General features: G+C 70.8%; 8 protein-coding genes, 2 tRNA genes and 2 pseudogenes. 4 read left to right on the top strand and 8 right to left on the bottom strand.

The genetic code is table 11. The features are described from left to right. Both D183_RS0122455 and D183_RS0122450 read left to right on the top strand, forming a co-directional pair. Nucleotides 1-418 (top strand): annotated as a pseudogene (locus D183_RS0122455) (DUF3142 domain-containing protein); the annotation flags it as partial. 34 nt (nucleotides 419-452) lie between these two features. Beyond that, nucleotides 453-2,618: a hypothetical protein gene (locus D183_RS0122450; protein WP_017910978.1), complete on the top strand. Its 2,166-nt coding sequence runs from the start codon at nucleotides 453-455 to the stop codon at nucleotides 2,616-2,618. Nucleotides 2,619-2,963: 345 nt separating this feature from the next. On the opposite strand, the gene D183_RS28105 is transcribed toward D183_RS0122450, so the two are convergent. Both D183_RS28105 and D183_RS25705 read right to left on the bottom strand, forming a co-directional pair. Beyond that, nucleotides 2,964-3,134 carry a hypothetical protein gene (locus tag D183_RS28105; protein ID WP_017910977.1) on the bottom strand — a complete coding sequence of 57 codons (171 nt, stop codon included), beginning with the start codon at nucleotides 3,132-3,134 and terminating at the stop codon, nucleotides 2,964-2,966. A 127-nt stretch (nucleotides 3,135-3,261) separates the two neighbouring features. Beyond that, nucleotides 3,262-3,765: an STY0301 family protein gene (locus tag D183_RS25705; RefSeq protein ID WP_232757338.1), complete on the bottom strand. Its 504-nt coding sequence runs from the start codon at nucleotides 3,763-3,765 to the stop codon at nucleotides 3,262-3,264. Between the two features lie 195 nt (nucleotides 3,766-3,960). Between D183_RS25705 and D183_RS27105 the strand changes: the two genes are divergently transcribed. Then, complete coding sequence (locus tag D183_RS27105) at nucleotides 3,961-4,143, top strand: hypothetical protein (protein WP_198527690.1); 183 nt, start codon at nucleotides 3,961-3,963, stop codon at nucleotides 4,141-4,143. Between the two features lie 470 nt (nucleotides 4,144-4,613). Here the strand turns inward: D183_RS27105 and D183_RS0122425 are convergent. After that, nucleotides 4,614-4,687: transfer RNA gene (locus D183_RS0122425), tRNA-Cys, on the bottom strand. 386 nt (nucleotides 4,688-5,073) lie between these two features. Here D183_RS0122425 and D183_RS0122420 point away from each other — a divergent pair. Next, a complete protein-coding gene (locus D183_RS0122420) occupies nucleotides 5,074-6,258 on the top strand; it encodes a hypothetical protein (RefSeq protein WP_017910973.1) in 1,185 nt (394 codons plus the stop codon). Between the two features lie 483 nt (nucleotides 6,259-6,741). Here the strand turns inward: D183_RS0122420 and D183_RS0122410 are convergent. From D183_RS0122410 to D183_RS25700, 5 genes and pseudogenes are all read right to left on the bottom strand, one after another. Next, nucleotides 6,742-6,817 (bottom strand) — tRNA-Gly (locus tag D183_RS0122410). 36 nt (nucleotides 6,818-6,853) lie between these two features. Then, entirely contained in the window at nucleotides 6,854-7,489 is a 636-nt protein-coding gene (pgsA, locus tag D183_RS0122405; RefSeq protein ID WP_017910971.1) for a CDP-diacylglycerol--glycerol-3-phosphate 3-phosphatidyltransferase, read from the bottom strand. A 9-nt stretch (nucleotides 7,490-7,498) separates the two neighbouring features. Next, complete coding sequence (gene uvrC / locus D183_RS0122400; RefSeq protein ID WP_017910970.1) at nucleotides 7,499-9,358, bottom strand: excinuclease ABC subunit UvrC; 1,860 nt, start codon at nucleotides 9,356-9,358, stop codon at nucleotides 7,499-7,501. Beyond that, entirely contained in the window at nucleotides 9,355-10,776 is a 1,422-nt protein-coding gene (locus D183_RS0122395) for a redoxin domain-containing protein (RefSeq protein ID WP_017910969.1), read from the bottom strand. The genes uvrC and D183_RS0122395 overlap by 4 nt, the downstream gene beginning before the upstream one ends. Then, nucleotides 10,773-10,918 (bottom strand): annotated as a pseudogene (locus tag D183_RS25700) (low molecular weight phosphotyrosine protein phosphatase); the annotation flags it as partial. The pseudogene D183_RS25700 and the gene D183_RS0122395, both read right to left, overlap by 4 nt.

Below are 10,918 nucleotides of genomic sequence, written 5' to 3'. Positions count from 1 at the left end.
CTTCGTCGATGCGCTGCGCGCCCGTCGCCCGCCGCACCTGGCCGGCATCGTCTGGTTCCGCCTGCCGCTGCCGGGCGACCGCCGCGCCTGGCCGCTGACGACGCTGCAGGCGGTGGTGCACGGCCGTCCGTTGCAGGCGGCCGTGCAGGTGCAGGCCAGCGGCACCGCCCCGGTCTACGACCTGACGCTCGCGAACGATGGCACGACCGCGGCCACGCCGCCGCAGCGCGTGGTTCTGCGCGGCAGCGCCTGCGAAGCCGGCGACGCACTCGGCGATTACCGGCTGCAATGGCCGGCACCGTCGCCCCGCTTCGAACGCACTCGCGCATCCCAACCCCTGGCCGCCGGAGAACGCCGTGCGCTCGGCTGGGTCCGCTGCCGCCGCCTGCACACAGGTGCCATCGATGTCCTGCCGTGATCCCCGACCCGCGGCCACGCTTGCCGCCGCGCTGATGCTGCTCCTGCTGCCGCTGGGCGGCGCCCGCGCCTGCGGCCCGGAGTTCCCGTACCGCCTGCTCGACGACCGTGCCGGCGCGCTGGCGCAATTGCCCGAAGGCAGCTTCGCTCGCGAAGTGCAGCGCCTGGGCGCACCGATCGACGGCCTCGGCCGCGCCGGCACGGCGACCCTGCCGCGCTACTGGGACGCCAGCGCGCAGTTCCCGCAGCAGCGCGACGACGTCGAACGCGGGCAAGTGGGCACCGCGCGGTTCGCCCGGATCGAACAACTGCGCGCGCTGGACGATGCGCAGCAGGCCGAACGCGACGGCGCCGATCTGCCACCGGAACTGCGCCTGTACACCGCCGGCGCGGTGGCGTTCGCGCAGGGCCGCTATCCGTCGGCCGCGGACTACTTTCGCCAGGTGCTGGCGCTGCCCGAGGCACAGCGCCGGGCGCGCAGCACGTGGGCCGCCTTTTCGCTGGGACGCAGCCTGGCGCTGGCCGCCGACGGCGCGCTGGCCGGCGATGCCGTGGCGCAGCGGCAGGCGTACCGGCAGCAGGCGCGGCAGGCCTTCCAGCAGACCCGCACGTTGCGCCTGGCCGGATTCGACGATCCGCTGGAGCTGGGCATCGCCAGCCTCGGCGAGGAGGCGCGTCTGCTGCTCGCCAGCGGCGACTGGAACGGCGCGATCGGCCTGTACGCGGTGCAGGCGGCACAGGGCTCGGACACCGGCATGAGTTCGCTCAAGCAGGTGGCCGCCGATCTCGTCCGCCGCAGCGATGCCGAACTGGCGCCGCTGTTGCGACAGCAGGCGGTGCGGCGGCTGTTGATCGCCCGGCTGCTCAGCGACAGCCACGCCTTCGATGCCGACTCCGGCAGCGTGCTGACCTCGGCGCGCTTCCTGAGCCTGTTGCAGGACGCCGCGGGCGATCCGATGGAAGACGCCGACCGCCTGGCCGCGCTGGCCTATCGCCAGGGCGATTACCCCGGCACCGCGCGCCTGCTCGCGCATGCCGGCGACAGCGGCCTGGCCTGGTGGCTGCGCGCCAAGATGGCACTGCGCGACGGCGACGCCGCGCGCGCCGCACATGCCTACGCGCAGGCATCCCGGCGCTTCCCGCCGAACGAGGACTGGGGCACGCGCCGCAATGGCGACTGGAGCAACGAGACGCTCAAACCGCAGTGCCGCATCGAGGGCGAAGCGGCGATCCTGGCGCTGCAACGCGGCAGCTACGTGGAGGCGTTCGCACAGCTGTACCGCAGCGGCGACCTCTACTGGGAAGACGCCGCCGCGGTCGCCGAGCGCGTCCTCACCGTGCCGGAACTGCAGGACTACGTGGATCGCCACGTGCCCGCCACGCCGCCGTCCACCGCGAACGCGGCACAGGAGTATTGGGAACGGACGCCGGCCCTGAAACTGCGCGAACTGCTGGCGCGCCGGCTGATGCGCGACGGCCGTTACGACGCGGCGCTGCCCTACTTCGCCCAGCCCGAATTGCGCGAGGCGGCGCGCCGCTATCGCGATGCGCGGCAGCAAGGCACATCGGCCTGGACCGGCATCGGCCGCGCCGAGGGCAATTACCGGGCCGCCCTGATCGCGCGCCGCCAGGGCATGGAACTGCTGGGCTACGAACTTGGGCCGGACAACCGGGTCTACGCCGGCAACTATGCCGAAGCCACGGCGCATGCGCAGCTGCGCCCCGGCGGCCTGATCGCCGCCGCCGAAGTGCAGCGCTGGAACGCCACCGCCGCGCAGCCTTACCGCCGCTACCACTACCGCTGGATCGCCGCCGCCCTGGCCGATCGCGCCGCCGACGACCTGCCCGCACGCAGCCAGGCCTACGCCGCCGCGCTGTGCCAGGCGACCGACTGGCTGATCACCCTCGACCCCGCGCAGGCGCGTCGGTCCTACCAGCGCTATGTCGCGCACGGCGCGCTCAATCCGGTGCCCGGCAAGGCCTATGTGTTCGGCGTGGGCGCCTGCGAGACGCCGGATTTCGAGGGCGCGCGGCGGCGCCTGTGGATCGAGCGCGGCCAGGCCGTACGCCAGTTCGTGCACAGGCAACGGCTCGCCCTGGGTGCGGCCGGCCTGGCGCTGCTGGCCGCGGCAGCCTGGCTGGTGCGCCGGCGCATGCAGCGCAAGGCACGGACAGTCGCAGCGCAAACGCCGCAGGACTGAGCCTGCGGCGCGGGTCGGCCGCGATCCGCGCACCAGCGCACTGCTTGCCACCACCGGCGAAACCGTCAGGCCCGCACTGCGCCGCCCCGACCAATCCCCAATCCCGACTCCCCAATCCCGAAGGTAGGGATCGCTGCCCCCGCTCCTCTCTTCAACAGGACTTTCCTGTTTACCGCTGGAATCGCGTCGACACACGCGGCGCCGGCCGCTCTGGCGTCCTGGACGACCGTTCTCCCGATGCAGCACCGCAGCACGCGCGACAAAGACGTCATCGCTCGCGGCGTGCGCCGCGTGGCGTTCACGTGCCTGCGCCAGTCGCGCAGACACGCGACCTGGAGACTGCGCTCAGTTCCAGCAGTACCAAGCCAGGCAGGCGATCGCCAGCGCAACCAGGCAGCACAGGCGCACGCTGCGGCGGCGGCTCAGCAGCGCGTGCACGCCCTGCAATAGCACCAGCACCGCCAGCACGCACAGGCCGACCAGCCGCCCGTTGCCGCTGTCCCGGCGGATCGGCACCGTCCACCCATGCGTACGGGCTACCGGACACGGCGTACAGCAGCGGCATGCCCAACGCATAGCCGCTCCAGGACAGCACCTGCGCGGCGATCGCCATGGCCTTGCGCGCAGCTGCCATCGCGCGGCCTCACTCGCAGACGAACAAGGTGCCGGCAGCCGGATCGGCACTGCTCGGACGCAGCGGCTTCGCTTCGCAGCGCGCGACGTCGCCGACACGCCGCGAGACCTGCACCCTGCCGTCAGGCCCGTATCCACACACCAGATAGAGGCCATGCGGATCGGGCGCATCGAAGCGCCAGATCGACACACCCGCATCGCCGGGGCGGCGCGCGTCCTCGTTGCTCGGCACCAGCGCCGCCATCTCGCGCGGCGGCCCGGAATAGACGCCGCTGGAGAACAGCCGCAGCGGCGGCGCGGCGGCGAGATCGACGCGGGCACCAGCCGGCACGTCGGGGCTCTGCAACTGTGCCTCGGCGATGCGCAGGCGCCCGGGGCACTGCAGCATCTCCCTGGCCGCGGCGGGCGCAGCGGACACGGCGATGAGCAGCGGCAGCGCGCAGCGCGCCGTGGCGGACATTCCCTTCGACACCATCACACGCTCCCTGTCGGCTGCAGGATCGAGACCGGCCAAGACCTCGGCCTTCGCCTCGCACGCCCGGCCGCGCAGCCAACCACTGCTGCAGGCCATATCGCCAGGCCGCGTATACGGTGCCTCCCACATCGCCAAAGGTCAACGCGACGACACGACGCGCAGCCGGCGTCATCGCGCGCGCTGGCGCCATTCCCTGCGTCCACCCCGCCTCATCACCCGCAAATGCCGGTCGGCATGACCGCCAACTACGCCCACTACCTGGACGAGGTGAAGGGCAGCACCAGCTGGAACCCGTCCGAAGGCATCCGCTGGCAACCGATCCCGCCCGCATCGTCTTGCATGCGCATCGGTCCGCCGCCGCAGCGAAGGAGTCGCCTGATGTCGCCCACGTTAGCTACACACCGACCGTGGAAGTGACCGCCAGCAGCAACCCACGCGAGCTGGGCAAGCCGCTGTCGGCGGTGTCGCGCCACGCCGCTGCACTGTGGGCCGACTACCGCTTCGACAGCGGCATCCGGCTCGGCCTGGGCGCCGCACGCGCCGAAGTGCCGGCGTTCACCCTGTTCGACGCGCTTCGGCTACGACCGCGACCGCTGGAGCCTGGCCTTGAACGTGCACGATCTCGCCGACAAGACCTACCTCAGCAACTGCGACGCCTACGACAACTGCTACTACGGCGAACAGCGACGTGTCATGGCCAAGGCCACATATCGCTGGTGAAGCGGCGTGTGCGCGATGGCGAGAGGCGTCATCGCGCACACGCTTCGCAAAGGTCGTTCCCCACGCCATCGCGCAATGGCGGCACGTTCTGCGCGATTGCGGAAAGGTGCACGCACTGCACAACGCAAAAGGGCCGCAGAAAGCGGCCCTTTTGCATTACATCGAACTGGAGGCCTGGGTCGGAATTGAACCGGCGTACGCGGATTTGCAGTCCGCTGCATAACCACTCTGCCACCAGGCCGGTGGACTGACGTCTCGCCGCAACGCCTGTGGCGTCCGACAAAAACAAAGCCCCGCTGCCGGGGCCCTTGCGGCAGGAACCGGACGATGCCTTGCGGCTCTCGTCCAACGCATTGATTCAAAAGATGTTTTTGAATCAGCCCGGCGCACAACGGACTGCATTGTGTACCAAGCCCCCCGGCTTGGCAACCCTGGGTTGCGCGCGCGCAGGCGTTGCCGGGATCCGGATGCGCGCCTCGCGTGTGCAGGAGGCATCGCGTCGCGACTGGAATGCCGACCACAGCGCCACGCCAGCGGCGGTAGACAAGCGCCGCATCGCGCGGATCCGCGCACGATGGGCATGCTGCCGCGCTCTAGCATGGCGCCACACCCACACGAGGCATCGCCATGAACCGATGGACACGCTGGAGCGGGGCCGCGCTGTGCCTGGCCGCGAGCGCCACCGCCGCCGCGCAGACCTGCGCGCTGCAGACGCAGACGGTGGACCTGCCGCTGGCCTCCAGGGCCACGCCCAAGTTCGCCTACCAGGTGCGGGTGCAACTCGGCAGCGATGCCGACGGCCGCAGCAAGGGCAGTCAGGTGCTGGAGGTGGATACCGGTTCCACCGGCGTGGTGGTGCCGCTGAGCGACGCGCTGCGCAGCGCCTGGGACGCTTCCAGCACGCCGGGTCACATCTTCTACTCGAGCGACAGCAAGTATCACCCCGGCAAGTACGTGGACGTGCCGATGCAACTCGGTGTCTCGCCCGACGGCAAACGCGCCGCCGCGCGGGTGGACCGCATCACCGTACTGGCCGCGCAGTGCACCTGCGATGTCGCCAGCGCGGCCCAACAACCCAAGCCGCTGGCACAGGTGCCCGCCACCTGCGCCGGTTACGACGGCAGCCCTGCGCTGAGCAGCAGCACGCAGGTGCTGCGCAACTGCAGCACCATCTCGCCGACCTTCGGCATGATGGGCGTGGGCTACGACCGCGGCGTCGATGCCGCGCGCAATCCGTTCCTCAACCTGGCGCAGATGCGCGCGCAGCGCATGAGCCCCGGCTACATCGTCAGTGCCAAGGGCATCACCCTGGGCGTCAGCCAGGCGGCACTGAAAGGATTCGCACTGGTACCGCTGCAGCGCGGCGGCGCCACCGCCGATGCGCCGGGCGACTGGCAGGCGCCCAGTGCCTGCGCCAGCTTTCCCGGCAGCGGCAGCGACTACCGCGTCTGCGGCAAGCTGCTGCCCGATACCGGCGTGTCCTACATGATGCTCAACCCGGTGGTGCCGCCGGCCACGCCCGAGCGCCTGCAACAGACCGTGGAGATGTCAGGCCATCCGACGCGCGTGGTGCCGGATGCCACCCAGCTGCGGCTCGACGTTGTCGACGCGAAGGGGCAATCGGTGTTCGGTTACAGCTTTGCGGTCGGCGACGGCAAGGCGGCGACCCCGGACAGCGTGCAGTGGCGCGGGCCGCTGAAGACGCCGCCGGCACACATCAACAGCGGCCGCCATTTGCTTGCCGCCGGCGACTACGCCTACGACGCGGCCTGCGGGCATGCCGGCTTCCGTGCGGCCATTCCAAGGCCCTGAGGCGGCACGAGAACGCAGGGGCGCATCTATCGCGTCACGGTCGTGCCTGCATGACGCGCTCGCCGCCGGCGCGCGCCGCGGGCAGCGCACGGCGGCGAGTACATGCCGATGCAGCACCCGCTGCATCCTCAACGCGGCCACGGTGCCTGCGTGTTGATCCAGCCGGGATTGCGCATGGCGAACGGCGCGTCCTCATTCAACGCGGAGCAGCCGACAACCTGCATGCGCACCGCACCCCAAGGCGGGCGTGGCAGGCCAAGGCAGCGAGCTGGATCGCTTCCGGCAACGGCGGGTGGCACGGCCATCCGGCAACGCGATGCGATGCGATGGCCAACTGACGCAGTGCAGTTCGCCATCGCGTTGCTGGCGACCGCATCAAGCGAAACGGCCCTGCGCGACGGCTCGACGCGCACGCACGCATCTGCCAGTGCAGCGCATCCGCCCAAAACGAAAACAGGACCCGAAGGTCCTGTTTTCATGATCTGGAGCGGGAAACGAGACTCGAACTCGCGACCTCAACCTTGGCAAGGTTGCGCTCTACCAACTGAGCTATTCCCGCTTGAGGCCGCGAATTCTACCGGGACCACGCAGCCTGTCAACCGTTGCCTTCGATTTTTTTCGCGTTCTTTTCCGCCACCGCCGCGCGCTCGTCGTCGCGCAGGCTCGGCCAGGCCGCATGCAGGTACTGGATGCCCGACAACAGGGTCAGGATCGAGGCGATCGCCAGGGTCCAGTCGCCGACGTGGAAGATGAACAAGCCCATCCACACGCTCTCCGGCGGCGAGCCATCGGGCATCACCGAGTACAGCAGGCACAGCAGCGCCACCATCTGCGCGGTGGTCTTGATCTTGCCGATCATCGCCACCCGCACCTTGGCGCGCTGGCCGATCTCGGCCATCCATTCGCGCAGCGCCGACACGGCGATTTCGCGGCCGACGATCACCGCCGCCCAGAACGCCATCCACGGCGTCGGGTGGCCCTGCACGATCAGGAACAGCGCCACCGCCACCATCAGCTTGTCGGCCACCGGATCCAGGAACGCGCCGAACGCGGAGTACTGGTGGTAGCGCCGCGCCACCCAGCCGTCCAGCCAGTCGGTGAACGCGGCCAGGCCGAAGATCGCCGCCGAGGCGAAGTTGGTCCAGGTGTACGGCAGATAGAACACCAGCACCAGCACGGGGATCATCACGATCCGCAGCAGCGTGAGCCAGGTGGGGATGGTCAACTTCATTGCGCTGCTCTACTCGCCTGCCGGATCGGGCACCGGCAGCCCGTGCAGGTTAGCGTAGATTCGTGCGGCCAGTGCGTCGTTGATGCCTTCCACCCGCGCGATCTCGGCCTCGCCGGCGGCCTTGAGCCCGGCCAGCCCGCCGAAGTGCTTGAGCAGGCTGGCGCGGCGGCGCGGGCCGATGCCGGGGATGTCCTCCAGCTTGCTGGTCATGCGCGCCTTCTGGCGGCGCCCGCGGTGGCCGGTGATGGCGAAGCGGTGCGCCTCGTCGCGCACCTGCTGGATGAACTGCAGCGCCGGCGACGCCGCGCCCGGCCGCAGTTCGCGTCCGTCCGGCATCACCAGGGTCTCGTGGCCGGCGCGGCGCTCGGCGCCCTTGGCCACGCCGATCAGCAGCACCCCGTCCACGCCCAGGTCGGCCAGCGCGCCGGTGGCCTGCGCCAGCTGGCCGGCGCCGCCATCGATCAGCAGCACGTCCGGCAGCACCACGTCGCCCTTGCCCTCGCCTTCGGCGGCGCGACGGAAGCGGCGCTCGATCGCCTGGCGCATCGCCGCGTAGTCGTCGCCCGGCTCGATGCCGCTGATGTTGTAGCGCCGGTACTGGCTGCGCACCGGGCCGCTGGCGTCGAACACCACGCAGGAGGCCACCGTGGCCTCGCCCATGGTGTGGCTGATGTCGAAGCATTCCACCCGCTTGACCGGCTCGGCCAGGCCGAGCATCTCGCGCAGCGCCTCGCTGCGCGCGTGCTGGGCGTTGCGGCTGGTCAGTTCGGTGACCAAGGTGGCCTGGGCGTTGCGGCTGGCCAGCTCCAGGTAGCCGGCGCGCTCGCCACGCACGTTCCACTTCAGCTGCACCTTGCGCTCGGCGGCCGAGCTCAGCGCCGCCTCGATCAGCTCGGCGTCTGGAATCTCGCGGTCCAGCAGCACCTCGCGTGGCGGCGCGTGCTCGACGTAGTACTGCGACACGAACGCACCCAGCACCTCGGCGGCACTGTCCTCGCCGTTGGTCTTGGGGAAGAACGCGCGGGTGCCGAGGTTGCGGCCGTCGCGGAACGCCAGCAGCAGCACGCAGGCGTTGGCGCCCTGGGTGGCGCAGGCCAGCACGTCGAGATCGGCGGCACGGCCGTCCACGTACTGCCGGCTCTGCATGCTGCGCAGCGAGCCCAGCAGATCGCGCAGGCGAGCGGCGCGTTCGAACTCCAGACGTTCGCTGGCGGCCTGCATCGCCTGCACCAATTCCTCGCCGAGCTGGTCGCTGCGCCCTTCCAGGAACAGCGTGGAGCGGCGCACCGCCTCGGCGTACTCGTCGGCCGCCACCAACGCCACGCACGGCGCGCTGCAACGGCCGATCTGGTACTGCAAACACGGCCGCGAGCGGTTGCGGAACACGCTGTCCTCGCAGCTGCGCAGCTTGAACAGCTTGTGCATCAGGTTCAGCGTCTCGCGCACCGCGGTGACGCCGGGATACGGCCCGAAATAGCGCCCGGGCACAGCGCGCGGGCCACGGTGCAGGGTGATCCGCGGCCACTCCTCGCGGGTCAGCAACACGTAGGGATAGCTCTTGTCGTCGCGCAGCGACACGTTGTAGCGCGGCGACAGCGACTTGATCAGTTGGTTTTCCAGCAGCAGCGCCTCGCCCTCGCTGCGGGTGACGGTGACGTCCATGCGCGCCACCTGCGCCAGCATGGCCATGGTCCGCGCATTCTTCGGCGAGCCGCTGAAGTAGCTGGACACGCGCTTGCGCAGTGCGCCGGCCTTGCCGACGTAGAGCAAGGTGTCGTCGGCGGCGTACATGCGGTAGACGCCGGGCGCAGTACTGAGGTTGGCGGCAAAGGCCTTGCCGTCGAACGGGGGCAATGCGGGGGTGCTCATTCGCCGATCGCGACGTCGTGCAGTTCGCCGCTGGCGATGTCGTAGCGCAGCACCGCATGCGCATCGGTCTCGGCGATCCACACCGTGCCGGCGCTCACCGCCAACCCGCCCGGGCCATGCAGGCGCCGCGGCAAGGCCGCGGTGGACAGTTCGCCGCCGCCCAGACGCAGGCTGCGCAGACTGCCGTTGCCGCTGTCGGCGATCCACAGCAGCGGCGCGTCCGGGCTCAGCGCGATCGCCTGCGGGAACTGCAGGCGGGCACGGCTGCGCGGCCCGTCCTCGTTGCCGAAATCCCACGGCCCCTGGCCGCCGAGCAGGGTCTGCACCAGGTCGCCGCGCAACTGCATCGAGCGCACCGCCGAGCCCAGCGCATCGCACACGTACAGCACCTGCTGCACCGCGGCCAGGCTGCACGGCTGCGCGAACGCGGCCAGGTGGCCGCTGCCGTCGCGCAGCTCCAGCGCGCCGGCACCGGCGCGCCAGCGCAGGCTGCGGCTGCCCAGATCGTAGCTCCAGATGCGGTTGTCGCCGGCCATCGCCAGGTGCACCTGGTTGTCGGCGATCACCACGTCCTGCGGATGGTTCAGCGGCGCCAGCAGCGGTTGCTCCACCGGGCCTTCGACCGGCTCGCCGGCGCGGCCGTTGCCGCACAGCGTGTCGACCTGGCCGGTGAGCAGGTTGATCCGGCGCAGCGCATGGTTACCGGTATCGGCCACGTACAGCACGCCGCGCTCCAGCGCCAGCCCGCGCGGGCGGTGGAACGCCGCCTCGCCGATCGCACCGTCGATGAAGTCCGCGGTGCCGATGCCGAACTGGCGCAGCACGCGGCCGCTGGTGCTGCATTCGAGGATGCGGTGATGGCCGCTGTCGGCGACGTACAGGCGATCCTCGGCCACCGCCAGGCCGGTCGGGAAGCGCAGCGGCAGGCGCGGCTCCGGCTGGGTCTCGCGGGCGTCGCGCAGGTCCTCGTCCAGCGGCAGCGGCTGCCCGGCGCAGAGCGCGTGCAGCGCCTTGTCCAGTTCCGCGCCGCCGATGCCGACCAGGCGCTCGCGTTCGACACCGCCGGCGTCGATCAGCACCAGGGTCGGCCAGGCCTGGACGCCGAAGCGCTGCCAGGCGGCCCAATCGGCATCGAGCAGGACCGGCGCGGACACGCCCTGGCTGCGCAGCAGCTTCAGCGCCCGCTGCGGCTCGCGCTCGCTGTCGAAGCGCGGCACTTGCACCACGATCACCTGCAGACGTCCGGGATTGCGCGCCTGCCACTGGCCGAGTTCGGCCAGGCGCTGCGCGCACCACACCGAGGCGGCATTGACGAAGGCCAGCACCAGCGCCCGCCCCTGCAGATCGCGCAGGCGGATCGGCTCGGCGTTGAGCCAGGCGCCGGACGCGGGGAGTTCCAGGGCGGCGATGGAATTCATCGGCCGATTATGCCGGAGCCGAGGTCGGCGGACAGTCGCGCCACGCTGCCGGCGGCGGCTTCGTCTACCAGTTGCCAGACCTGCTCGAACTGGGCGCTGCCGCCGGTGTACGGATCCGGAATCTCGCGGTGGCCGTGCACCC

The sequence above is a fragment of the Xanthomonas sp. SHU 199 genome, from assembly GCF_000364665.1.
In the GTDB taxonomy this organism is placed as follows: domain Bacteria; phylum Pseudomonadota; class Gammaproteobacteria; order Xanthomonadales; family Xanthomonadaceae; genus Xanthomonas_A; species Xanthomonas_A sontii.
The sequence above is the reverse complement of the archived record's forward strand: the minus strand, read 5'-3'. Positions and strand labels throughout refer to the sequence as shown.

What these genes read in the sequence shown, in the direction of transcription:
- D183_RS0122395 (WP_017910969.1), bottom strand. Translation starts at nt 10,776, where the DNA reads ATGAATTCCATCGCCGCCCTGGAACTCCCCGCGTCCGGCGCCTGGCTC.
- D183_RS0122420 (WP_017910973.1), top strand. Translation starts at nt 5,074, where the DNA reads ATGAACCGATGGACACGCTGGAGCGGGGCCGCGCTGTGCCTGGCCGCG.
- pgsA (WP_017910971.1), bottom strand. Translation starts at nt 7,489, where the DNA reads ATGAAGTTGACCATCCCCACCTGGCTCACGCTGCTGCGGATCGTGATG.
- D183_RS0122450 (WP_017910978.1), top strand. Translation starts at nt 453, where the DNA reads ATGCTGCTCCTGCTGCCGCTGGGCGGCGCCCGCGCCTGCGGCCCGGAG.
- D183_RS27105 (WP_198527690.1), top strand. Translation starts at nt 3,961, where the DNA reads ATGACCGCCAACTACGCCCACTACCTGGACGAGGTGAAGGGCAGCACC.
- uvrC (WP_017910970.1), bottom strand. Translation starts at nt 9,358, where the DNA reads ATGAGCACCCCCGCATTGCCCCCGTTCGACGGCAAGGCCTTTGCCGCC.